18 protein-coding genes are annotated in these 23,436 nt (G+C 70.6%); 5 read left to right on the top strand and 13 right to left on the bottom strand.

The window, feature by feature from the left end:
* Window positions 1–93: 93 nt before the first annotated feature.
* From ABT130_RS29220 to ABT130_RS29205, 4 genes are read right to left on the bottom strand one after another with little or no spacing between them, the layout of a single operon-like run.
* Window positions 94–1,272, bottom strand: a complete 1,179-nt coding sequence (locus ABT130_RS29220; RefSeq protein WP_350960582.1) for an ABC transporter permease — start codon at window positions 1,270–1,272, stop codon at window positions 94–96.
* Window positions 1,259–1,936, bottom strand: a complete 678-nt coding sequence (locus ABT130_RS29215; RefSeq protein ID WP_350960579.1) for an ABC transporter ATP-binding protein — start codon at window positions 1,934–1,936, stop codon at window positions 1,259–1,261. Before ABT130_RS29215 ends, ABT130_RS29220 begins: the two co-directional genes overlap by 14 nt.
* A complete protein-coding gene (locus ABT130_RS29210; protein ID WP_350960576.1) occupies window positions 1,929–3,668 on the bottom strand; it encodes a peptidoglycan-binding protein in 1,740 nt (579 codons plus the stop codon). The genes ABT130_RS29215 and ABT130_RS29210 overlap by 8 nt, the downstream gene beginning before the upstream one ends.
* A 1-nt stretch (window position 3,669) precedes the next feature.
* Entirely contained in the window at window positions 3,670–4,539 is an 870-nt protein-coding gene (locus tag ABT130_RS29205) for a hypothetical protein (RefSeq protein ID WP_350960574.1), read from the bottom strand.
* Window positions 4,540–4,834: 295 nt separating this feature from the next.
* Between ABT130_RS29205 and ABT130_RS29200 the strand changes: the two genes are divergently transcribed.
* A complete protein-coding gene (locus ABT130_RS29200; RefSeq protein WP_350960571.1) occupies window positions 4,835–5,014 on the top strand; it encodes a hypothetical protein in 180 nt (59 codons plus the stop codon).
* 176 nt (window positions 5,015–5,190) lie between these two features.
* Here ABT130_RS29200 and ABT130_RS29195 read toward each other — a convergent pair whose 3' ends face one another.
* Window positions 5,191–6,075 (bottom strand): NAD(P)-dependent oxidoreductase, encoded by an 885-nt coding sequence (locus ABT130_RS29195; protein ID WP_350960568.1) that lies wholly within the window; start codon window positions 6,073–6,075, stop codon window positions 5,191–5,193.
* A 49-nt stretch (window positions 6,076–6,124) separates the two neighbouring features.
* Between ABT130_RS29195 and ABT130_RS29190 the strand changes: the two genes are divergently transcribed.
* Window positions 6,125–6,532 (top strand): MerR family transcriptional regulator, encoded by a 408-nt coding sequence (locus ABT130_RS29190; protein WP_350960566.1) that lies wholly within the window; start codon window positions 6,125–6,127, stop codon window positions 6,530–6,532.
* A 204-nt stretch (window positions 6,533–6,736) separates the two neighbouring features.
* Here ABT130_RS29190 and ABT130_RS29185 read toward each other — a convergent pair whose 3' ends face one another.
* Window positions 6,737–7,648 (bottom strand): aminoglycoside phosphotransferase family protein, encoded by a 912-nt coding sequence (locus ABT130_RS29185; protein WP_350960564.1) that lies wholly within the window; start codon window positions 7,646–7,648, stop codon window positions 6,737–6,739.
* Window positions 7,649–8,917: 1,269 nt separating this feature from the next.
* Between ABT130_RS29185 and ABT130_RS29180 the strand changes: the two genes are divergently transcribed.
* Window positions 8,918–9,817 (top strand): GAF domain-containing protein, encoded by a 900-nt coding sequence (locus tag ABT130_RS29180; RefSeq protein ID WP_350960562.1) that lies wholly within the window; start codon window positions 8,918–8,920, stop codon window positions 9,815–9,817.
* Window positions 9,814–11,148: an ATP-binding protein gene (locus tag ABT130_RS29175; RefSeq protein WP_350960560.1), complete on the top strand. Its 1,335-nt coding sequence runs from the start codon at window positions 9,814–9,816 to the stop codon at window positions 11,146–11,148. Before ABT130_RS29180 ends, ABT130_RS29175 begins: the two co-directional genes overlap by 4 nt.
* Here the strand turns inward: ABT130_RS29175 and ABT130_RS29170 are convergent.
* The 7 genes from ABT130_RS29170 to ABT130_RS29140 form a co-directional block, all read right to left on the bottom strand.
* A complete protein-coding gene (locus ABT130_RS29170; RefSeq protein ID WP_350960557.1) occupies window positions 11,129–12,064 on the bottom strand; it encodes a hydroxymethylglutaryl-CoA lyase in 936 nt (311 codons plus the stop codon). The genes ABT130_RS29175 and ABT130_RS29170 overlap by 20 nt on opposite strands.
* Window positions 12,061–12,843, bottom strand: coding sequence for an enoyl-CoA hydratase/isomerase family protein (locus tag ABT130_RS29165; protein WP_350928423.1), 783 nt, complete (start codon window positions 12,841–12,843; stop codon window positions 12,061–12,063). Before ABT130_RS29165 ends, ABT130_RS29170 begins: the two co-directional genes overlap by 4 nt.
* Window positions 12,844–14,094, bottom strand: coding sequence for a CaiB/BaiF CoA transferase family protein (locus tag ABT130_RS29160; protein ID WP_350960555.1), 1,251 nt, complete (start codon window positions 14,092–14,094; stop codon window positions 12,844–12,846). It lies immediately after the preceding gene.
* On the bottom strand, window positions 14,091–16,256 hold the full coding sequence (locus ABT130_RS29155; RefSeq protein ID WP_350960553.1) for a hydantoinase B/oxoprolinase family protein: 2,166 nt from the start codon (window positions 16,254–16,256) through the stop codon (window positions 14,091–14,093). Before ABT130_RS29155 ends, ABT130_RS29160 begins: the two co-directional genes overlap by 4 nt.
* Window positions 16,257–16,271: 15 nt before the next feature.
* Window positions 16,272–18,341, bottom strand: coding sequence for a hydantoinase/oxoprolinase family protein (locus ABT130_RS29150; protein WP_350960552.1), 2,070 nt, complete (start codon window positions 18,339–18,341; stop codon window positions 16,272–16,274).
* A 6-nt stretch (window positions 18,342–18,347) separates the two neighbouring features.
* Entirely contained in the window at window positions 18,348–19,640 is a 1,293-nt protein-coding gene (locus ABT130_RS29145) for a hydroxymethylglutaryl-CoA reductase, degradative (RefSeq protein WP_350960549.1), read from the bottom strand.
* A 146-nt stretch (window positions 19,641–19,786) separates the two neighbouring features.
* The gene (locus ABT130_RS29140) at window positions 19,787–21,706 is read right to left on the bottom strand and encodes a helix-turn-helix domain-containing protein (RefSeq protein ID WP_350960546.1); all 1,920 of its coding nucleotides are present in this window, start codon (window positions 21,704–21,706) and stop codon (window positions 19,787–19,789) included.
* Between the two features lie 662 nt (window positions 21,707–22,368).
* Here ABT130_RS29140 and trpS point away from each other — a divergent pair.
* A complete protein-coding gene (trpS, locus tag ABT130_RS29135) occupies window positions 22,369–23,349 on the top strand; it encodes a tryptophan--tRNA ligase (protein WP_350960545.1) in 981 nt (326 codons plus the stop codon).
* Window positions 23,350–23,436: the final 87 nt, after the last annotated feature.

The raw sequence follows: 23,436 nt of genomic DNA, 5'->3' as shown, positions 1-23,436 counted from the left end.
GTGCTCTCCCGCGGGCGGGGGTGCGCGAGAGCCGGCCCGCCCCCCACTGTTGTCGACCCCACCTTTGCCCCCCGCCCGCCCCCCCCACAAAGCTCAGCGCAGTGCGTCGACCGGTTCCATACGGGCCGCGCGCAGCGCCGGATACAGGCCCGCCAGGAGCCCCACCAGCGCACCCGCCACGGGCGCGGCCAGCGCCAGCCGTACATCCAGGACCGGGGTCCACTGACGCACGGCCGCCACCGCGACGACGGCCACCATGCCCAGGCTGGCCCCGATCACCCCGCCGGTCAGGCCGGTCAGGCTGGATTCCAGCAGGAACTGGGCGGCGATGTGGCGGCGAGCCGCGCCCAGGGAGCGGCGCAGGCCGATCTCCGCGACCCGCTCCATGACGGTGACCAGGGTGACGTTGGCGATGCCCACCGCGCCGACGACCAGGGAGACCAGACCGAGGACGAGGAAGAGGCCGTTGACGTCGTCCTGGGCGCCGTCACGCGCCCGCTTGGGGCTGGGCGGGGCGATCACCTGCAGTTCACCGCTGCGGTTGGGGCTGAGCGCGAGCGGCGCCTGGCGGGCGATCAGCTCGGCGGCGCCCAGTTGGGTGGCGACCAGGACGCGGGTGACGTCCTTCAGCCCGAAGTCGGGACCGAGCGCGGGCGGGACGAGGACCGCGCTGTCCAGGATCTGCTCGCGCCGCATGTCGCCGATGATGCCGATGACGGTGTAGGCGCGGTCCTTGATGAACACGGCGGGCGCGTGCTCCAGGCTGGTGATGCCGAGCATGGCGGCGGCCTGCTCCCCCAGCACGACCACGCGGTCGCGGCGGGCGACGTGGCCGGCGTCGTAGAAGCGCCCGGCCAGCATCCGGCCGTGGGTGGTCCCCGGTAGGTCGGGGGTGGCCGCGACGACCGCGAGGGTCTGCCCGGCCACCCTGGTCGGGTCGAGCAGGTTGTTGGCGGTCACGACGAGGTTGGAACTCCCGTCGCTCTGCGCCAGCGCCGTCGCCGACGTCACGCCGCGCAGGCGTCGCAGTTCGCCGGCCGCCTCCCAGGACACCAGGGGGTGGTGGCCCCCGCGCGGCACCTCGACGGTGATGCTGGTGGCCAGCAGCTCGTCGAAGCGGCCGACGATCTGGTTGCCCGCGGTCGCCGCGATGCCCAGGGTGACCACCAGCGTGGTGATGCCCAGGACGGTGCCGAGAGTGGTCAGCGCCGAGCGCACCGGGCGGGCGAGCATCCCGGCCAGGGACTCGGCCCACAGGTCACGGAGCTTCACGGAGCACCCCGTCAGTGATCCGGACCCGGCGTTTGGCCCGGGCGCTCACCTCGTCCTCATGCGTGATCACCAGGATGGTCAGGCCATCGGCGCGCAGGCCGTCGAACAGGTCGAGGATGGCCTCGGTGTTGCGGCTGTCGAGGTTGCCGGTCGGCTCGTCGCACAGCAGCAGGGCGGGCCTGGCCATCAGAGCGCGGGCGATGGCCACGCGCTGGCGCTCGCCCCCCGACAGTCGGTCGGGGACGAAGCCGACACGGTGCCCCATGCCCACCTGCTCCAGTGCCTGCTCGGCCCGTGCCCGCCGGCCGCTTCGCGGATGCGGGCCGTACACCTCGGCCAGCATCACGTTCTCCACGACCGTCCGGTGAGACAGCAGGTGGAAGGACTGGAAGACGAAGCCGATGCGGGTGCCGCGCAGCCGGGTCCGCCCGCCGTCGCGCAGCGCCGTGGTCTCGACGCCATCGAGGCGGTAGGAGCCGGAGGTCGGCCGGTCGAGCAGTCCGAGGATGTTGAGGAGGGTGGACTTGCCGGATCCGGACGGCCCAACGATGGCGACGTAGTCGCCCGGGCCGACGCGCAGGTCCACGTCGGCCAACGCGCGCACCGGCGGATCGGTGGGGAAGTCGCGGCAGACGCCGCTCAACTCGATGACGGGCTCAGGCATCGCTCACCACCACCCGATCGCCCTCCTTGAGCTCGCCCGCGCGCACCGGTGTGACCTCCACGTCGCCGTCGGCGGTCAGCCCGGTACGCACCTCGACCTCGCGGGTGCGGTCGCCGTCCAGCGCGACCCTGACCCGCGGCCGGCCGTCGGCGGAGGTGACCACAGCGGCCACCGGGACGGCCAGCACCTCGCCGTCGGTCGAGCCGACCGAGATCCGCACCGTCATCGGCGAACCGACCAGGGACTTGAGCCCCTTGGCCGAGCCGGGCGTGAGCAGGATGGGCACCGAGCCGGTGTCCGACTCGCCCTTCTGCCCGTTCTCGCCCTCCTCCGGGGTCAGGCGGGCCTCCTCGCCGGTCGCGGTCAGCGTGGCGGACAGCTGGGTGCCGTCGATGGTCTCCATGCTCGCCTCCTGGCCGGGGCGCAGCAGCTTGGCCTCCTTGGCGTCGACCGACCCGCTGACCGCGAAGGTGGAGCTGGTCACGGTGGCGACCTTGCCCTCGATGGTGTCGCCCGGCTTGACCTCCGCCTTGTCGATGCGGGCGGGCAGCTTCGGCAGGAAGACGATCTCGCCTGCCGGCACGCTCACGCCGTAGGTCTTGCGGAACTCGGCCAGCATGGTCCGGGCATCGGCGAGGTTGGCCTTGCTGTGCGTGACCTTCATCCGCAGCGGCGAGACCTTCCTGGCCCGGCTCAGCGCCTGGGCGGCGGTGGCCTCGGCCTCCTTCGCGGTGCGCACCGCCTTGCGCAGCTCCTCCAGCCGCCTGTCCCGGTCGACGCGGACCTGCTCCTCGTAGGCGGCCATCGCCTGCTGGGCGTCGTAGAGGTCCTGCCGGGCGTTGGCCAGCTTCATCTCCAGCAGGCTCGTGTCCACCGCGCTGGGCGTGGGCGCCGGGGTCGTGGTCGGCGTGGGCTCCGGTTTCCTGGCCTCCGTCAGCGCCTGCTCGGCCGTGAGGACCTGCTCCTCGGCAGCTCGTACGGCACGGCGCAACGAGGCCAGCTGGGTCTCCTGCTCGGGCGTGACCTCCGGCGCCTCTGCCAGCGCCCTCTCGGCCGCCCGCAGGTCACGGCGGGCGTTGTCGTGGCGGAGCCGGAGCGGCCGCACGTCGAGACCCTCGCCCAGAGCCTTGCGGTCGGCCGCCAGGGTCTCCTCCGCGGTCTGTACGGCTTGGCGCAACTGCTGCAGGGTCTTGCGGGATTCCAGGTCGGGTTCCTGCGCCCGGTAGCCGCGCTTGACGTACCAGCGCTTCGCCGCCGCCACGGTGGCCGCGTCGAAGACGCCGGTCACCTTCACTCGCAGGGCACGCTGGAGCTGCTTGACGTCGTCGCCCTCGGTGCCGGGCACGAGCGGGCGGTACATCGGCCGCTTCCCTCGCAGGGCGAAGACCGGCCGCCCGTTGACCTGCATCAGCACGTCGCCCTCGCGGATCGGCCCGGGATCGGGAGCCGTGGTGACGCGTTGCGGCGTGCCGTTGGCTCCGCCGTTCGCTCCGCCGACCATTCCGGCCAGCGTGACCGGCAGCGGCGAGCCGTACGTGAGCGTGCCGCTGACCGTGACGGTGCTGGTGAGCTTGCGCCGCTCGACCGGCGCGGTGACCAGGGAGGGCTTGGGCGGTTGGCGCGCGGCCGCCTCGTGGGCCGGGGAACGCAGCCGGGAGCCGACCGCCCAGCCCACACCCGCGATCACCAGTACTCCCACCACGATGAGGGCGAGCACTCTGGACCTGCGCACGCTACCCCTCGGTTGTCATGGCGGCCATGTTCAGGCCGGGGAGGAGCTGGGCGCGGTCGTAGACCTCGTTGGCTTTGGGCCGATAGGCGGCGTAGAACTCCTTGCCGCACTCCAGGTCGTCCAGGGCCGCTTTGATCTCGCGTTGCAGCAAGGGCCGCGCCTGGTCGGCTGTGGGCTTCTGGCCGAGGAGCTTGCCGAACTCGGTCATGAACGGCCCCTCGGTGCTGCGGACGATCTGCGAGGGGCGCTGGGAGGTGACCCGGTAACCCTTGCCCTTGAGGCAGTCGGCGAACGCGCTCGCCAGCTCCACCAGCTTCGGATCGCCGTCGATCTCGCGGCTGATAATCTGCTTCACCATCGCGCTCTGGGCCTTGGCCACCTCCTCCATCGACTTCAGGTTCTTGCCGGTGGCCTTGTTGATCATTTCGAGCGCGCAGGCGTCCATCGTGTTGAAGTACGCCTCCTGCTGCGGCTTGGACAGCCCGGCGATGACCTTCCCGTTGGGGTCGTCGTCGGCGTTGCCCCCGCTGAGGGAGAGGGCGGCCATCCGGCCGACCCCTTCGTTGGGGTAGACGGTGGAGGCGGCGAACCCGAAGCCGTATTTGCTGCGATACGCCTTCATCGCGGGGTAGTCGCCGGACATCTCCTGCTTGACGGCATCTGGTAGCTCTGGCCGGGAGACGACCGGATGGTAGGTGAAGCCTTTGCTCTTCATGCAGGTGGCGAGCTGGGCCTGGCTCTGGCGCTGCTGGTCGGCGGAGGGTACGGCCGATGGCTGGGGCCCTTCGGACGAGGCGCAACCGGTAAGGGCCGCCAGGAGTGAGGTGGATAGGGCTGCGGCGATCGCGAGCAGCACGCGGGCGTTGGTCATGGGGCTGCATTGTCACGAGCGCATGCTGAAGCGAATCTGAAGGCGGCTAAACACATGGCGTGCTCGGCCACCAACGCCAACGCCCGATGACTCCTCCCCGGACGTCGGGCCGGACAGCTCGGCGCCCTCTCGGTCACGACCGGGCCGATACTGCTGCTACCGATGTTCCTCATGCTGCTTGTCACTGCGCTCGTGTGGAAAACGGCACCGCGTCTGACGAAGAACAGCTGACCGGAACGCGGGCCGGCACAAGTCTGCTGCCGGCCCGTCCAGGTCGCGCTCGCACCTTGACGGCATGACGGTCTCGATGCGGGTGAACGACCCCTCCATCAGGCAGCCGAGGAAATCCCTCTACCACGGCGAGGCCGTGGCCTACTGCTGCTCCGGCGCGGGCCTCCGTCCGACCGACGCTCGGGCGATCGTCGGCCAAGCCGACATGTGGCTGAGGCTGCCCGAACACCACTGGCGGCGCTGACCGAGCAACATGGCGAAAGGCCCGGCTCCATGATCTGGAACCGGGCTTTCCGACCTGTGGGGTGTTCACGGGTGGGTGTGAGCCGGGGTGGGTCGGAGCCCTGGAAGATCGCTTCCCGGGCCCCCTACACGGAGTCGACCTCACCGAGACCGCTGAGATCCCGGTGTCGGGATCGGTCAGTCGTTGCGGGGTTTGCTGAACTCTTCGATCAGCACGGGATACTGCTCCCCACCGTGTCCGGCGGCGACCGAGCGGTCGGCCATCGCCTTGATCAACTTCGGCAGTTCGGCGTTGACACCCACCGCCTCGCTCTCCTCGATCAGGTGTGCCATCGCCCGCACATCGGTCTCCAGGGCCGACACCTCCGCCGGGAAGGAGCCGCTGTCGATCTGCTCGGCATACCCAGGCAGCCATTCGGCCACAACGGTAGCGATCTGCTGCGCAAACGACGCATACGTTGCGGCGTCCACACCGGCCGTCCTGAGCAGGGCGGTGCCCTGGAGCCAGGCGTTCAGGACGCTCCACATCATGGCGAGGCCGGCCACGTCGTACAGGGACGCCAGCCCATGGTCCGCACCCAGGTAGGTGACGGTGCCGAGCGCGTCGAGCGTTGACTTGTGCGCCTCGAAGTACGACTGCGGCCCGCTGTGCAGAATCACCGCATCGGCGGTCCCGATCGCCGACGGGATGGCCATGATGGCGCCGTCCAGATAATGGGCGCCGCGCTGCTCGGCCCATTGGGCGACTTCCCGGGCCTGGGCCGAGTCGCCCGAGGTCAGGTTGATCAACATCGTGCCGTCCAGCTCGATATCGCTCGCACCGAGCAGCTCGTGCATGGCCTGGTAATCGGTGACGCAGATGATCGTCAGGGAACCTGCCTTGAGCGCGTCGCCGACCGTTGGCGCCAGCCGTGCACCCTTGGCCACCAGTTGGTCGGCCTTGGAGGTCGTGCGGTTCCACACGGTTGTGGGATGCCCGGCTTTCAGGAACGCGCCGGCGAGCGCCTGGCCCATCAGTCCGAGGCCGATGACCGTCACGGGTGTATCGGTTCTGCTGTTCATGGCAGCATCGTCAACGTTGATACCGGTGTGAAGGTCAAGTGAGGTTTTGATGCTGATCGGGGAACTGAGTCGTCGCACGGGCGTCAACGCCCATCAGTTGCGCTACTACGAGGCCCAGGGCCTGCTGGAGGCAGACCGGGGCGCGAACGGTTACCGCGAGTACGACGAGAACGCCGTGCTGCGGGTGAAGCAGATCCGGCACCTGCTTGGTGCCGGTTTGTCCTCTGAGGACATCGCGTACCTGCTGCCCTGTGCGGTCGGAGAGGCCCCGGAGCTACTCGGGTGCCCCGAGTTGCTGGCCGCGATGCGGTCACGGCTGCAGCGACTGGACGAGCAGATGGACAGGCTCGCTCAATCCCGCGACGCTCTTGCCGACTACATTGACGCGGCCGCTCGAATGACCGGCGAGAGCTGTCCCCCCTTTGCCGATGCCGACCAGGAGCCCGTGCCCGCCTGAGCGATCTGCTGGGTTTTCGGCCAGGAACCCAGGGAGCCCTTCCTGACCCGTTCGCAAGGATCTTCCAGCCTGTCTCGCGCGGCCGGCGGGTGTCTGCGGACGGGTTCACGTGCGGAGCCAGGTACAGGCGAACATCCAGAGCTTCAGAGCACCCACCGAGACTCTGCGATCCCGACGTGAGCTCGACCGCTGGTCCCGGTGGAGTCAGCCGGCACGATCATGGTCAGCCAGGACCTCATCGATGACGCGGCGGTTGCCCGCGGCTTTCCTCTCGTCCCTGTCGATGGTCTCGACCAGGCTGATCAGGGCCTTCCACAGGGCCCAGCCGCGAGCCCGCGCCCACATGGCGGGATCCTGACCGACAGCGCCGCGGAAGGCCTCCCGGCTGTCGCCCGAGAACATCGTCCACGCGATCACCAGATCGCAGGCGGGATCGCCGACTCCTGATGTCCCGAAGTCGATGACGGCGGCCAGCCTCCCGTTCCTGACCAGCAGGTTGCCGCTCGCAACGTCGCCGTGGAACCACACCGGCGGCCCGGACCAGGCCGCCTTGAGGGCGGCGTCCCACACCGCCGATGCCCGGGTGGTGTCGATGCGGCCGTCCAACACGGCGAGGGAGCGGCGTGTCTCATCGTCGTAGTAAGCCGGTGACGCCCCCCGATAGAAGCTGTGCGCGCCCGCCGTCGGCCCGCCCGTCGCGTCGACGCGCTGCAGGGCAAGAATGAAGTCGGCGACCGAGGTCGCGAACTCGGGCAGGTCGCCGATGCGGTCAAGGCTCGCGGTCTCGCCGTCCAGCCAGCCCCGGATCGACCAACTGAACAGGTACCCCTCGCCCGGAGCCCCCTTCGCCAGAGGCGTGGGAATGGCGACCGGCAACGACGGCGCGAGAATCGGCAGCCATCGATGTTCCTTGTCGACCGCCGGGGCATAGCCGGCGGCAGTGGGAAGACGCGCCGTCATCTCGTCACCGAGACGGTAGGTGCGGTTGTCCCACCCGTCCCTCTCGACCGGGGTCACGGGAAGGGCGCCCCACTGCGGGAACTGGGTCGCGACCAGTCGCTTCACCAGCCCCGCATCGATGCCGGCGCGCCCATCGATGTGCAGGCTCTCGACCATCCCGAGAGTGTGTCGGCCGTTCCCTCTGCCACGCAAAGGGTTTTCGGCGTCCATCGAACGTGGACGCCGTCACCTGCTCGTGGGCTGAACATCTGCCCGGCCAAGCCCGCGCCGATGCGCCGGCGTTGATGGCACTCGGCTTCGGCTGCGGCCTGACCTCCGGCGAACCGGCGGACTCGAACGCGCAAGATATGTGATCTCAGGGTATGAGGTTCGCCGGCACAGCGAGCGAAGAGCAGGGGCTCCTCGCTCAGATATCAGCGCCTTTCGGTAAAGCCAGAATCGAGGATGCCCTGTCCGCCGTACACGGGCCTATTGGGGCAGTATGCCGTCGAATACGAACTGGACGGCATGTATACCCAGTTGCCGAGCGCCGAAGTTAAGGTGCCGTCGGGATAATCACAGAAAGCGACCGCCCGATAGGAACCCGTCCCCGCATGGCAGACCGAGATGTAGGCGGTCCGCGAGGCGGCCCCTCCAGAACAATTGGTCGGAATAGCATGGGCAGGAGCGGCCGTGAATGTGGTTGCAGCGATCCCCGCCGCGCAGGCCAGTGAGAGAGACGCGATTCGTAGACGCATTGCTTTCCTTTCCCTGGTGAGGGGTCTACCGTCCAACAGCAACGGTGATGATGTCGCGATGCCCGGTCGGCGACCAACGGGTCTTTTACCTGGGTCCATTCCGGGCCGCGCGAAACCTAGATAAGAATCATCGATTAGCTGGGATCTTGGGAACCTATAAGATTCCAGGGTGCCGCCGGCTCCTCGACTACGCCTTTGCGGAGGCGGTAGAACTCTTCGGTGTCGATGCGGTGGGAGCCGGCCCACTTGTGGAGCAGGGAAACCGGGCCGCTGGGCATGGTGCCGGCGTATGGGCCGGACCGATCATGCGCACACCTCTCCGGTCCACCTGCGCACCGGCGAGGAGTACGCCAGGTCCGACGCGGCCACGATCGATCACATGCTCGACCTCATCGCAGGCTCCCCGGACCACATCGGCGAGCATCGACGAGCGCAGCCGACGCCTGTGGCCCGGCCAGGTCGGCCATCGGCACGGGCAGGAGGATCACCTGGCCCTCCTGCGGGCGCACGAACTGCCGCGCGAGCGCAAGGCCGCCGTCTGAGGGTGCGCGGGCATGACGGCCGCTGCCGGGGAAGGCCAGGACCTGGCATTTCTTTGCCGGGACATGAGATTCGAGATGCGGTTCCTCCGTATTCTGGGCGGAAGGTGGACAAAGCTCACCGTGGAGAAGTCTTTGGAGTGAGCCGGATGGCAGAGGGCTGGGACGACGGGGGAGGGCCCGACGAGAAGCTCGTGGAGCGGTTCCTGGATGGGAAGCTCACGGGGAATGACGTACGCGCCGCGACCCTGCATTCGTGGCGGCGGTGCCAGGAGGCGGGACTCACGCCCAGCACCGTGCAGCCGCGCCTGCTCGGTGCTCTTGATTTCGACTGCGGAGTGGTGCGCGCGGCACGGCCCGTGTTCGAGCGACTGCGTACCGTCGTCGAGGGCACCCCGGTGAGCATGTTCCTGGGCGATGCGAGTGGGGTCATGTTCCTGCGCAACGAGGGCGAACCGGCCCTGCGCCGGACTCTGGACGCGGTCGGCGCCGCACCCGGGTTCCGCTTCGCCGAGGCGGACATGGGCACCAACGCCTTCGGCTCGGCGCTGGTGGAACGGCGAATCTGCCAGGTCATCGGCAATGAGCACTTCGCGGAGGAACTGCGCGGGCTCACCGGCGTGGGCGTCCCGATACGCCACCCGCTCAGCGGACGGGTGAACGGGGTCATCAGCGTCGTCGGCCCGAACGACACGGCCAACGCGGAGATGATGGTCCTGGCCCGGCGATCGGCCGCCGCCGTCGAGCGGCGATTGTTCGAAATGGCGGCCGAACACGAGCGGGCCCTGACAGAGGAGTTCCTCCGGGCGCCAGATGGAGGCGTCGCGACGGCTTCCACGCCCCCGGACCTGTGCCGCCTTGATCGGCTCGCCCTGGAGGACGCCGCCGTGCGGCTGGTCGCGCAGGGCCGGGCGGCGGTGGTGAAGACGGCCCTCTCGGACGGCCGCACCGCCACGCTCGTGGCCCAGCCGATCATCGGTTCCACCGCCATCGCGGTGAAGGCGTGGCTCGCCGACGGCCAGGAGGCCCGGCCGAACGGGGGAAGGTGACCGGACCCGAGGGGTGGCTGCTCGCCGTGAGCGAGCCGGGCATCGGCCGGCTCGCCCTGCGGGCGCGCGAGCGACTCAGCCTGCTGTGCGACGCGGGCTCCCGCATCGGCACCACCCTGGAGATCACCCGGACCGCCGAGGAACTGGCCCAGGTAGCCGTCCCCCGGTTCGCCGACTACGTCGCCGTCGATCTGACCGACTGCGTCCTGCGGGGCGACGAGCCCGGCAGCATGGACACGGGGCAGCGCCGGGTCGCCCTCGCGGGCATCAGCGAGGGGACCGATCTGCACCAGCTTGGCTCGCTCATCCACCCGCTCCCGTCCACGCCGCAGGGGCGCAGCCTCGCCACCGGGCAGCCGGTGCTCGGCCCGGTGTTGTCCACCACCTTCGGGTGGCTGGCACAGGATCCCGAGCGCTGCCGGAGAATCTGTGAGCAGGGCATCCACTCGCTCATCGCGGCGCCGATGCGGGCCCGGGGCGTCACGCTCGGGGTGGTGAGCTTCTATCGCGCCACGGGCAAGGACGCGTTCGAGGATGACGACCTCGCCCTGGCCGAGGAACTGGTCGGCCGCGCCGCGGTGTGCGTCGACAACGCCCGCCGCTACACCCGCGAGCACGCGATATCCGCGGAGCTGGAGCACGTCACCGCGTCGTTGCAGCAGGCGCTCGACCGCCAGCGACGCTTCACCACCGACGCCTCGCACGAACTGCGCACTCCGCTGGCCGGGCTACGGGTCAAGTTGGAGGAGGCGCAACTTCACCCCGACGAGACCGACCTCGCCGACCTGATGGAACACACCCTGGAGGATGTGGACCGGCTGCAGGCCATCATCAGCGACCTCCTCTTGCTGGCCCGGATCGGAGCGACACCGCCCGCCGCCCTGGAGCCCGTCGACCTGGCCGTACTGGTCGAGGCCGGAACCGCGCGCCGCACCGGCGATCCGCACCCGGCACGGCTCGACCTCACCGCCGGCGTGACGGCCGACGCCGTCCCGGAACAGATCCGCCGGGTGCTGGACAACCTGCTGGACAACGCGCAACGGCACGCCGCGCGCGACGTGGTGGTCACGGTGCGCCGCGCCGAAGGCATGGCCGAGCTCAGCGTCACCGACGACGGCCCGGGCGTGCCTCCAGCGGAGCGCGAGCACATCTTCCAGCGCTTCGCCCGGCTGGACACCGCCCGCAGCCGCGACCGCGGCGGCACCGGGCTCGGCCTGGCCGTCGCCCGTGACATCGCCCACGCCCACCACGGCACCCTCCACGCCGAGGACGCGCCCTCGGGCGGAGCACGCTTCGTCCTCCGTCTCCCGCTCAACACCCGGACGGCGTGAGGGCCCGGACCGTACGCGAAGGGCTCGGACGGTTCAGACGCGCGGCGAGCCAGGCGCTCGTCTCGACCAGCTTGCCCAGGTCCACGCCGGTGTCGATGCCGAGTCCGGCCAGTTGCCAGAGCAGGTCCTCGGTGGCGAGGTTGCCGGTGGCGCTCCTGGCGTAGGGGCAGCCGCCGAGGCCGCCGGCGGACGCGTCGACCGTGGTGACCCCGCGGCCGAGCGCGACGAGGGTGTTCGCCAGGGCCTGGCCGTAGGTGTCGTGGAAGTGCACGCCGATCCGTCCGACCGGTACCCCGGCGCCCACCAGGGCGTCGAGCAGCGCGGCAACCCGGCCGGGGGTCGCGACGCCGATCGTGTCGCCGAGGCCGAGCTCGGTGCAGCCGAGCGCGAGCAGCCGCGTCGCGACCGCGACGACCTGGGGGATCGGCACCTCGCCCTCCCACGGGTCGCCGAAGCACATCGACAGGTAGCCGCGTACGCCCAGGCCCGCCTCGCGGGCGCGGGCGACCACAGGGGCGAACATCTCCAGCGACTGGGCGACGGTCCGGTTCAGGTTGGCCCTGGCGAAGGACTCGGTGGCGCTGGCGAAGACGGCGACGTCGGTGAGCCCGAGGCCGATCGCCCGGTCCAGGCCGCGCTCGTTCGGGACGAGCACCGGGTAGCGCACGCCATCGCGCCGCTTCAGCCGGCGCAGCACCTCTTCGGCGTCGGCGAGCTGCGGCACCCATTTCGGGTGCACCAGCGAGGTGGTCTCCACGACGGTGTGCCCGGCGTCGACGAGCCGCTCGACGAGCTCGACCTTCACCTCGACGGGCAGGATCGCGGCCTCGTTCTGCAGGCCGTCCCGTGGCCCTACCTCCCAGATCGTTATCCGGCCGGGCAGGCTGGGCAACGGGTCGACTCCGTAGTGGTTCACCCTTGCCCCTTGCGTGAGGGGAACTCGGGTGATCGGCGGGCGGCGAAGGCCGCCAGGCCCTCGCGGGCGTCGGGCGAGGTGAACGCCCGCTGCCCGTAGCGCGCCTCGGCGTGGAACGCCTGGTGGAGCGGGAGGTCGCCCAGGCGCAGGACGGCCTCCTTGATCGTCTCGACCGCGGTGCCGGACAGCCCGCCGATCCGGCGGGCCCACGCGAGCGCCGTCGGCATCACCTCCTGCGCCGGTACGACGGCGTTGAGCAGGCCCAGCCGCAGCGCTTCGGCGGCCGGGACGCGCTCGCCGAGCAGCAGCAACCGCATGGCCCAGGCGTACGGGATCTGCCGGGTCAGCCGGGCGAGTGTGCCCCCGGCCGGCACCACTCCGACGCCCGGCTCGGGAAGGCCGAACTCGGCGTCCTCGCTCGCGACCCGCAGGTCGGTGGAGAGCATGATCTCGAACCCGCCGCCCAGGCACAGGCCGTTGACGGCGGCGATCACCGGCTTGAACAGGTTGGTGTGCTTCTGGTGCGCGCCGTCCCAGCGGGAGATGTCGAACCGCCCCTCGGCCAGCGCGGGGATCGACTCGCCCAGGTCCGCGCCGACGCAGAACGCGCGTTCGCCCTCACCGGTGAGGACGGCCGCGGCGATCGTGTCGTCGTCCCGCACCCGGGCGAAGGCGTCGGCGAGCTCGTCGTACATGGCCAGGGTCAGCGCGTTGAGCTTGGCGGGACGGGCGAAGGAGATGATGGCCGTGGACCCGTCCCGCTCGAAGCCGATGGTCAATCAGATCACCCCCCCGGCGCGAAGTTCGGCGATCCGCTGCGGTGAGAGGTCCAGCAGGCCCCGCAGTACGGCGTCGGTGTGCTCGCCAGGGCGCGGGGCGAGCGTACGCGGCCGGGCGGGAGTGACGTCGAGCTTGATCGGCTGGCCGAACATCCGCAACGGCCCGAAGTCCGGGTACTCGACGTCGACGATCATGTCGCGCGCGGCGATCTGCGGATCGTCCACCACTTCCGCGATGGTCTTGACCGCGCTCAGCGGCACCTGGTCGCCGGCCAGTTCTTCGAGTTCGGCGCGGGTGCGTGACGCGAACCAGTCGAACAGCAGCGGACGAATCCGGTGGGAGTAGACACCGGGGTCGAACCGCTTGGCCATGGTGTCGATCTCCGGGTCACCGGCGAGTTCGGGACGGTCGAACATCGTGCAGGTCAGCCGCCAGAACTTGTCGGTGTAGCCACCGAAGAAGACGTACCCGTCCTTGCACGGGTACAGCTCGTACGGGCGTACGAACGGGTGCTGGTTGCCCAGCGGCCTGGGCACCTCGCCGTCCACCGTGTACGACACGACCGCGTTCTCGGTCAGCGACAGCACCGAGTCCTGTTGCGACACGTCGACGAGCTGGCCCTCACCGGTGCGTTCGGCGTGCCGCAAGGCGGCCAGGGTGCCGATGACGGCGTACAGGGTGGCCGACAGGTCGCCGATGATCGTGCCGACCCGGACCGGGGGCCGGTCGGCGTAGCCGTTCATCGACCACAGGCCGCCGGTGGCCTGCGCGGAGTTGTCGTAGGCCGGCCTGCTCCGGTACGGCCCGGTCTGGCCGAAGCCGGAGATGGCGGTGTAGACCAGGCGGGGGTTCTCCGCGCGCAGGACGGCGGGCCCGACGCCGAGCTTGTCCATGGTGCCCGGCCGGAAGTTCTCCACCAGCACGTCGGCCCGGCGCACGAGCTGCTTGAGCAGGTCTCGCCCGTCGGGCGTCGCCAGGTCGAGGGTGAGCCCGAGCTTGCCGCGGTTGTACTGCGCGAAGAACGCGCTGAACGTGCTCCCGTCGGCGGCCGGCAGATGAGGGGGGAAGTCGCGGGCGTAGTCCGGTTCGGTCGGCCGCTCGACCTTGATCACCGTCGCGCCGAGGTCGGCGAGGATCATCGAGCAGAACGGGCCCGCGACCACCCGGGTGATGTCCAGCACCACGACTCCGGCGAGAGGCCCGCGCTCCGCCGGGGCGGGGTCGCCGCCGTCCCAGGTCTCGGCGGTCATCGGGCGCACACCTCCTCCGGCGCGGCCACGCGCACTCTGGTCTCCAGCAGGGTGCCGCAGGCCGGGCTGACGAACTCGTCCAGCAGGACGGCGGGCTCTCCGGACCGGGGCCGGATCCGCACGCCGAGTTCGGCGAGGCGTTCGGCGGCGGGACGGGTCCGGATCACGGCGTCGTCGTGCCAGTCGTCGGCGGTGCCGATCGGGGCCCCGCTGGCCGGGCAGTACCAGTGGCCGTCCCGCCCCCGGGCCGGGACGGAGGCTCCGGCGACGCCGATCATCGTGTCCCGGACCGCCGCCTCGGGGGGTATGCCGCCCAGCCGTTCCGCGCGGAGCGCGGCCCTGCGCCCGGCGGTCGCGGCGAGGTCGGCATGGTCACCGTCGAGCACCACGCCGTAAACACGCTCGGCCACGGCCGCGGTCACGTAGCCGTCGCCGACGTCCTGCGCGACCCGCGCCGGGTCGCGCAGCAGGGGGTCGCCGTAACCGCCTCCTCCGGCGATCCACTGGACGAAGACGTCGCCGCGCCGGACGGTGAGGTCGTACTGGTTGATGTCCAGCAACTGCCTGGTGGCCGCGGAGAGGTTCTCCTCGGTGGGGACGGTGCCGCCGGACATGAGCCGCCACACGTCGGTGTCGCGGTACAGAAGGTGGCCGCTGCCGCCGCCGGGCAGGCCGCCCCCGTAGCCGTCGGCGGGCACCTGGGCGCTGGGCGCGAACACGGTCTGCGTCACCTCGCTCGCGCCGTGCAGTGTCCAGGCGAATTCGTGGCCGAGGCCGCCCCGGTGCGCGCCGTGGCCCGCGCTGGCGGGAGAGAGCCGCTTCCACAGGTAGAGCACCGGGTAGAGCATCTCGTTCATCTCCACGTCCGGCAGCATGTTGTTCATCTGCGTCATCATTCCGGCGCAGTCGAGGCCGTCGGCCTCGGGCTGGGCGCCGGCCCCCATGCCGCCGCCGTCCATGTTGAACAGCACGAAGTACTCGCCGTTGTCACGGGTTCCGGCCGAGATCCCGCCCGTCCAGGAGTCGGCCCAGACGCCCTGCGTACGCTCCCGGAGCACGGGGTCGTCACTGGCCCGGCACGACTCGTTGAACAGCTTGGTGATCAGTCTGCTCACCCGGGCCCCGGTGGTGAGGTGGCCGTTGCTGATCGGCGCCGGCGGGCGCGGGTTGACGATGCTCCCCGGCTCGGCGACCACCTCGAAGGCCGTCATGACGCCCTCGTTGAACGGCACATCCCACGCCAGGATCGGCACGATGGCGGTGGCGACGCTGCCCACCAGGGCCCCGTAGCTGCAGTTGACGAACCCGTCGGTCTGCGGGCTGGACCCCGTGAAGTCCAGCGTGGCCTGGCCGCCGCGCTTGGTCAGCGTGCACCGGACCCGGTAGAGATCGTCGGTGTGCCCGTTGTGCTCGGTCCACTCCTCCGCCTCCCACACGCCGTCGGGCAGCCGGGCCAGCCGGTCGCGCACGACCTGCTCGGCGATCTCGAAGTTGCGCCGCGTGTACGCCCGGAAGCGGTCGAGCCCGAACTCGGTGATCGTGGCGAGCAGCCGGCGGATGCCGGTGTTGTTGCTCGCGACGAGGCTGCGCACGTCGTTCCAGTACGGCACGGGGACACGGACGTTGTTGAGCAGGATCCGCCGGACCCACTCGACCGGCTCGCCCCGCTCGAAGACCTTGACCCCGGGCGGCAGCCGCAGGGCCTCGCTGTAGCAGTCGTACGCGCCGGGCGCGAAGCCGCCGGGGGTCATGCCCCCGACGTCGAGCAGATGCGCCTGCGACTGCGCCCAGCCGATCAGCTCCGCGCCGTGGAAGATCGGGGAGATCACGTTGGTGTCGGGCGGGTGGCTCGCCCCCGCGGTGTGCGGGTCGTTGCAGATGAAAGCGTCGCCCGGATACAACGGCTCGCCCCGGATGGCCTCGACGAGGTTGCGGACGGCGACGCTGCCCGACCCGATGTGGAACTGCACGTAGTCCGAGTACGCGTAGATGCGTCCCTCGGGATCGAACAGCGCGGTGTTGAAGTCACCGGCCTCGGTGATGACGGGCGATCCGGAGGACCGGATCATCGCGATGCCCATCTCCTCGACGATCGAGTCGAGGCGCATCCTGATCACTTCCAGCGTGATCGGGTCGAAGTCGTCGGGCGTCGGTGAGCTCACGGGGGTCTCCTTCGATCAGGCGGCGTCGCCGGCGCCGGCGTGGTTCAGGCGGATGAGGAAGTGCCCACCGTCGATGACCTCGACCGTCGCGGCCGGCGGCACGTAGACGGTGGTGTCGGGTTCCTCGATCAGGCACGGGCCCTCGGCCTTGCCGAGCGCGCCGAACCCCCGGTGCACCTCGACGTGGCGGCGGTGGCCGGACAGCGGCTCGACGACCTCCCGCGTGGTGACGGTGTGCCGCTCCTGGCCGGGGGTCTCGGTCACGGTCTGCGTCTCGGTGCGGCCGACCGCCCGTACCCGCGAGTTGACCAGCAGCACCTCGGCCTCGGTCCACGCGGTGCCGGTGCCGAACTCGGCCTCGTAGTCCGCCACGAACCGGCGGCGCAGCGTCTCCTTGTCGCCCTCCCGGAACGGCTCCTCGGGCAGGCGCGTGGTCACCTCGAAGATCTGGCCGACGAACTTCATGTCGGCCTCGCGGAAGACCGCGCGGCGGTCCTGGGGGATGCCCTCGGCGTCGAACCAGTCGCGCGCCCGCTGTTCCAGGGCGGCGAACTCCCTCTCCAGCACCTCGGCCGGCTGGTCCATCGTCCACGGGCTGGTCTGGACCGCGGAGAAGACCGAGTCGGCGTGCATGAGCCCGTACGCCGAGAACACGGCGGCGTTGCGTGGAATGATCACCTCGCCCACTCCCGTATCGGCGGCGATCGCGGCGGCGAACAGTCCGCAGGCGCCGCCGAAGCCGACCAGGGTGAACTCACGGGGGTCGTGCCCGCGGTTGACGGTGATCTTGCGTAGCGCGTTGGCCATCTGCGAGGTCGCCAGCCGGTACATGCCGTGCGCGGCGGCGTCCTCGGACAGCCCGAGCGGGTCGGCGAGGTGCCGCCGGATCGCCTCGCGCGCCTTGCCCGGCGACAGGGTGACCGTCCCGCCCAGGTAGTACTCGGGGTTGATCAGCCCCATGACCAGCGCGGCGTCGGTCACGGCCGGACGCTCGCCGCCCTTGTCGTAGCAGGCGGGCCCGGGCACGGAACCGGCGCTGTGCGGGCCGACGCGCAGCACCCCGCGGCCGTCGATCCAGCCCAGGCTGCCACCCCCGGCGCCGATGGTCTCGATGTCCACCGCGGTGAGGCTGGTGGGCAGCCCGCCGATCTCGGCCCGCGGCAGCACCCGCAGCTCGTCGTCGATGATCGCGGCGGCGTCCAGGCTGGTACCGCCCATGTCGGCGGTGAGCACCCGGCGCCGGCCCAGCCGCATGCCGAGCAGGCGCGCGCCGGTCACCCCGCCGACCGGGCCGGAGTTGAACATCGAGATCGGTGCCCGCGCGGTCTCCTCGACCGAGAGGAACCCGCCGTGGACCTGCATGATCTGCACCCTGGTGCGCAACCCCTTGGCGGCCAGGGCGTCGGCGAGCTGCTGGAAGTGGGTCGCGACGATCGGCTTGACCGCCGCGTCCAGCGCCGTCGTCACCATGCGCTCGTACTCCCGGTACACCGGGGTGAGCGCGCTGGACAGCGAGTACGGCACGTCCGGGTGGTGCTCACGCAGGTAGCCGGCGATCGCCCGCTCGTGCGCGTCGTTGCGGAAGGACCACAGCAGGCACACCGCGATCGACTCGGCGCCGCCCGCCAGCACCTGTTCCACACTCGTACGCACGGCGCCGGGCGACAGCGGCACCAGCACGGTGCCGTGCGCGTCGACGCGTTCGGGCACCTCGACGATCAGACGCCGGTCCACGATGTCCGGCGGCGGCGCCAGCTTGTGCGAGTCGCGCTCATCGGTACGCGCGGAGCGGGCGATCCGCAGCGTGTCCCGGAAGCCCTGGGTGGTCAGCAGCCCCACCCGGGCGTACTTCTGCTCGTCCACCGCGTTGGTGACGATGGTGTTGCCGAGCACGAACCGGTCGATCGCCGGGTAGAACTCCGCCTCGCTCAGCCCGACCTGCTCGCGCAGGATGCTCAGCGCGGCGAGGATGCCGGTGGTCACGTCCGGCGTCGAGAACGCCTTGCCGCGCACGGCGCGGCCGTCGGCGATGGCGACGGCGTCGGTGAAGGTGCCCCCGACATCGATGCCCACGTCCAAAATCATGGCTGCTCAGTCTCCTTCGGCTGCACCGGCTCCGGCGCGGAGCTCGGCCAGGATCTGCTCGGCACGGTCGGCGCGTACCGCCTTGGCGGCGAGCATGCGCGCGACCACCGTGGGGATCTCCTCGGGGCTCGCGCCCGCGGTCACCGCCACGTTGCGCGCGTGCAGTGACATGTGTCCTCGCTGGATGCCCTCGGTGGCCAGGGCCCGCAGCGCGGCGAGGTTCTGCGCGAGCCCCACCGCGGCGACGATGCCGGCCAGCTCGCTCGCGGTCCGCACCCCCAGCAACCGCACCGCCGCGCGCGCCACCGGGTGCACCTTCGTGGCCCCGCCGACCAGGCCGACCGGCATGGGCAGTTCCAGGGAGCCGGACAGGTTGCCCTCGGCGTCGCGCTCGAAGTGGGACAGGGAGGTGTAGCGGCCATCCGGGGCGACCGCGTGGGAGTGCGCGCCCGCCTCGACCGCGCGGGTGTCGTTGCCCGTCGCCAGCACCACGGCGGTGACGCCGTTCATGATGCCCTTGTTGTGGGTCGCCGCCCGGTACGGATCGGCCTCGGCCAGCGCCGCCGCGTGCACGATGTCTTGCACCACCTGCGAGCCCCCGAGGGCCTCGGCGTCGAAGACGGCGCGTGCCCTGGCCAGGCGCAGGTCCGCCTTGTTGGTCAGGATCCGCAGCAGGGTGCGGCCCCCGGCGATCTCCCCCACCCTGGTCGCCACGGCCTCCGCCATCGTGTTCACCGCGTTGGCGCCCATCGCGTCCCGCACGTCGACCACGAGGTGAAGCACGACGTAGACGTCCTCGCCCGACGGCACGAGCCGTACGGTGATGTCCCGTACGCCGCCGCCGAACTCCACCAGGCGCGGGTCCTGCGCGTTCGCCAGCTCGGCGAGCTCGCCGCGTGCCTCCAGCAGCCGCAGCCGCGCCGCGTGGGGATCGGCCGCGCCCAGCACCTGCACCTGCGCCTGCATGATCGGCGCCGAGCACGTCGTGGCGAAGCCACCGTGTACGCGGGCGATGCGCGCGGCGTTGCTCGCCGCGGCGACCACCGACGGCTCCTCCGTCGCCATCGGCACCAGGACGTCGGATCCGTTGACTCTGAAGTTCGTGGCCACGCCCACCGGCACCCCGAGGACCCCGACGACGTTCTCGATCATGTGGTCGGCCTGGTCCAGGGTGAGCCCGGCGGCCGGATCGAGTACGTCGAGCGCGCCGGGATCGAGCCCCGCGCTCTTCGCGGCGAGGGCCCGCCGCTCCCCGGGCGACAGGTCGCGCAACCCCGCCAGCCGGCTGTGAACACCCACGATGCCTCCCGCATACCGCCGAAACAGGCTGATAATCGAGCCGAAACGCAAACGGCCTGTGCGGAAGGTTAGGTCCGACCGGAACGCCGCGCCCATGGGTGAATCACACGGCGTTGAAGCCGTTGCCATGTGTGAATCGACGTAGATCACAGACCAGTCGCGAGGGCGTGCATACGTACGGCCACGGTGACGCGAAAGAACGGCTCCGGCTCGCGCCACGCGGGGCCGAGCAGCAGGGTGATCCTGTCCAGGCGCTGGTTGACCGTGTTGATGTGCACGTTCAGCGCTCGCGCCGCCCGCGCCGGGCTGCAGTGCGAGTCGACGTAGGTGCGCAACGTCTTCACCAGGTCGGTCGAATGATCGCGGTCCCAGCGCAGCACCGGCCCGAGCACCGCCTCGGTGAACGCGACGATCCCGTCGCGACCGGCGCCGAACAGGGCCAGGTACGGCTGGTAGGCCGCCGCGTTGACGGCCGTGTCCTGGATGCCCATGCCGTGCAGCAACTCGGCGCACTGGCGCAGCGGCTCGAACCGGGCGCCCAGCTCGCCCCAGGTGACGACGGGTGTGTCGGCCACCACGAGCACCGGCGCCCCCGTCAGCGGGCGCACACACTCACGGACCTCGGTCGCCGCGCTGTCGGGGTCGGCCGCGTCCGTCAGCACGACCACACAGCCCGCGTGCTCACTGGCCAGCAGGCCGGGGCGCCAGGTGCCGAGCGCCTGCACGGCCGCCCTGCGCCGGTCACGCGGCACCAGCACCGCGACGACCATGCGCAGCGACTCCAGACGGACCCCGCGGGCGCGGGCCCGCAACATCAACTCCTCGCGGTGCGCGCCGTCGCCCAGCAGGATGTCGGAGATCAGTTCTCCCCGCACCCGCTCCTCGGCCTCGGCGACCGCCTCCCGCTTCAGCGCCAGCAGGGCCACGATCTGCGCCGCGCGCTCGATCGTGCGCCGCTCGACCGAGCCCAGCGCGAGATCGCCGTGGCCGACGAGGATCGCGCCGAGCAGCGTCTCGGCCGCCACCACGGCGACCACGACGGACGCCCCGTCGTCCGACGGGTCCAGGAACACGCACCGCCCCGTGGTGCGGCTGCGCTCGACCGCGGCGCGTACGTGCGCGGTCATGGGCGAGGACTCCCCCGAGGCATCGGTCCGCGCCGAGGCGAGCGGGGCCAGGTCGCGGTCGAAGATCTCCACCGACCGTCCCAGCGAGGCGGCCAGCGTCCGGGCCACCTCGTGCGCGGTGCCCCCGCGCAGCACCGCATTGGTGAGGTCCTGATGCACCGCGCTGGCGCGTTCCCTGGCCGCCATGGTGCGCGCGAGATCCTCGTTGGCCACCCGGGCCGCCTCGGCCGACGCGCGGGCCTGCGCCAGCAGGTGCACCGTCTGCAACACCACGGCCGCGTGGTCGGCGAACGCCGACAGCAGCGCGATCTCCTCGGGCGTGAACGCGTGCTCGTCGCGGTTGGCCGCGAACAGCACCCCCAGCACGCGGTCGCCCGCCGCCAGCGGCACGCCGAGCAGCGACACCAGTCCCTCGGCCCGCACGGCCTCGTCGATCTCCGCGTCATGCGGGGCGTCGAGATAGTGGTCATAGTTCGTCGTCCACTGCGGGCTGCGCGTGGACACCACCTTTCCGGCCAGGCCCTTTCCCGGGGGCACCCGAAGCCGGCGGAACTCGGGCGCGAACGTGCCCAGCGTCGAGCGCACCCGCAACTCATCGGTCTCCTGGTCGAACTCCGACAGATACGTCACGTCGGTGCCCACCAGGTCATGCGCCCGGGCCACCAGGCGGTCCAGCAACGCGTCCAGATCGCGCAGCTCGGCCAGCTCACGCGCGCTGGACAGCAGCGCGGACAGCTCCTGATCGCGCCGGCGCCACCGCGCCAGCGCCGCCCGCACCCGCCGCGTCCGCCGCAGCACGCCGGCCAGCTCGGCGCCGTCGAGCGACTCGGCGAGCGGCGCGACGGCGCTCTGCTCGTCGGCCGTCTCATCGAGCAGCAGGTCCAGCAGTCCGAGCACCGAGTCCAGGGGCACCAGCGCCCGCTGCGCGGGCAACACCATGTTCCCCAGCATATGGGCCCCGTCTCACCTGCCGGTATGGACGTGGCCGCTGCGTATATCGCCCTCATCAGGCCCTGGACCAGAGGCCGCCGGTGAACGAAGCCGGCCCGGTGATCGACCTGACCGCTCCGATTCAGCGCCGACGAGCTGTCGGAGGGTTGATGAACGAGCACCGCAGAGCGGCCTATGGATCTTGCGAAACGCCAGGTTGGAGCCGGTGCGCGAGTTTTGGTGCGGCCCCAGGACCTCGGAAACGATGAAATCCCGCCCGATCAAGCGATCGGACAGGATCTTGTCAACCATCCTTGAGCTAACCCAAGAACGGCCCCTGGTGGGGTGTTCACGAGAGCGTGTGACCTGGCGGAATGGACACGTCAGAAGATCGCTTCCCGCGTTAGTCGTGATCGTTTCCCGGACTCAGCCCGCGTAGCCGGCCTACATAAGGATCATCGCCGGCTTACCTGTGATCCTCCGCCTGTCGGATGGTATGGTCACGGTGTGCGGATGATCTTCTTGTCTCTTGGCTGGTGGCGCCCCTGACGGGCGGCACTGTTCATCCGCGTGACTGATAACGCGGCCGCCCGGTTCGGGCGGCCGTTTCGTGTGTTCGCACCTCGGTGGCCCGGCCAGGGTGGCCCCCCGATCCCGAGGGAGCCAAACCGATGCCACGACGACTCACCGGCTTCACCCCGTCCGGCGATCTGCATCTGGGCAACTACATCGGCGCGATCGCACCGATAATCGCCGAGCAGGCCACCACGGATACGGTGGTGTTCATCTCCGACCTGCACTCCCTGACTCTGGAGCATGATCCGGTCGAGGTGCGGCGGCGAACACTGGAATTCGCGACCATCCTGCTGGCGGCAGGCGCTGACCCCGACGCGTGTCTGTTCCTGGTTCAGTCGCACGTACCCGAGCACACCGAACTGCACTACCTGCTGGAGTGCACCACCGGGTACGGCGAGGCCCAGCGAATGATCCAGTTCAAGGAGAAGTCCGGCCGTCAGAACCAGGTCCGGGTGTCGCTGCTGACCTACCCGATCCTGATGGCCGCCGACATCCTGCTGTATGACACCGACGAGGTACCGGTCGGCGAGGACCAGAGCCAGCACGTGGAGTTGGCCCGCGATATCGCCCAGCGGTTCAACACCCGATACAACCCCACCTTCACCATCCCCCGAGCGGTCAACCCGCCGGTCGCCGCCCGCATCATGGACCTGGCGTCACCTGGCGACAAGATGAGCAAGTCGGCCCCCTCGACCGCGGGGGTGCTGCGACTGCTCGACGAGCCGGATGTCCTGCGGCGCAAGGTGATGCGTGCGGTCACCGACACCGACAGCGTGGTGAGCTACGATCCGGATCGCAAACCGGGGATATCGAACCTGCTCGCCATCCTGGCCGCCTGCACCGGCGACGAGCCTCAGCGGCTGGCCGGGCGGTTCAACCGGTACGGCGAATTGAAGAAAACAGTCGCCGACACGGTAGTAGCCACCCTCGCCCCCATCCGGGACCGCTACCTGCGACTGGCCGAAGACCCGCAGCACGTCCAGGCGGTTCTGCGGGCCGGCGCCGACCGTGCCCGTGGGTTGGCCAATGTGAAGGTACGCCAGGCCAAGGCGGCGATCGGTCTGCTACCCGGATGACTCAGCGTGCACGGGAGTTCGGCCATCCGGGTAGCTGACGGCGACCCGAGCGGGAGGCCATCGTGGTGCGCCGTTGCCGGTCGGGCC

The organism is Streptosporangium sp. NPDC001681, assembly GCF_040298085.1.
Classification (GTDB): domain Bacteria; phylum Actinomycetota; class Actinomycetes; order Streptosporangiales; family Streptosporangiaceae; genus Streptosporangium.
Note: the sequence above shows the minus strand (reverse complement) of the source record. Positions and strands in the feature narration are given on the sequence as shown.

Bases quoted from the DNA above. Each gene is read 5' to 3' on its own strand.
- ABT130_RS29215 (WP_350960579.1), bottom strand. From the start codon at position 1,936: ATGCCTGAGCCCGTCATCGAGTTGAGCGGCGTCTGCCGCGACTTCCCC.
- ABT130_RS29205 (WP_350960574.1), bottom strand. From the start codon at position 4,539: ATGACCAACGCCCGCGTGCTGCTCGCGATCGCCGCAGCCCTATCCACC.
- ABT130_RS29200 (WP_350960571.1), top strand. From the start codon at position 4,835: ATGACGGTCTCGATGCGGGTGAACGACCCCTCCATCAGGCAGCCGAGG.
- ABT130_RS29195 (WP_350960568.1), bottom strand. From the start codon at position 6,075: ATGAACAGCAGAACCGATACACCCGTGACGGTCATCGGCCTCGGACTG.
- ABT130_RS29190 (WP_350960566.1), top strand. From the start codon at position 6,125: ATGCTGATCGGGGAACTGAGTCGTCGCACGGGCGTCAACGCCCATCAG.
- ABT130_RS29185 (WP_350960564.1), bottom strand. From the start codon at position 7,648: ATGGTCGAGAGCCTGCACATCGATGGGCGCGCCGGCATCGATGCGGGG.
- ABT130_RS29180 (WP_350960562.1), top strand. From the start codon at position 8,918: ATGGCAGAGGGCTGGGACGACGGGGGAGGGCCCGACGAGAAGCTCGTG.
- ABT130_RS29160 (WP_350960555.1), bottom strand. From the start codon at position 14,094: ATGACCGCCGAGACCTGGGACGGCGGCGACCCCGCCCCGGCGGAGCGC.
- ABT130_RS29150 (WP_350960552.1), bottom strand. From the start codon at position 18,341: ATGATTTTGGACGTGGGCATCGATGTCGGGGGCACCTTCACCGACGCC.
- ABT130_RS29140 (WP_350960546.1), bottom strand. From the start codon at position 21,706: ATGGTGTTGCCCGCGCAGCGGGCGCTGGTGCCCCTGGACTCGGTGCTC.
- trpS (WP_350960545.1), top strand. From the start codon at position 22,369: ATGCCACGACGACTCACCGGCTTCACCCCGTCCGGCGATCTGCATCTG.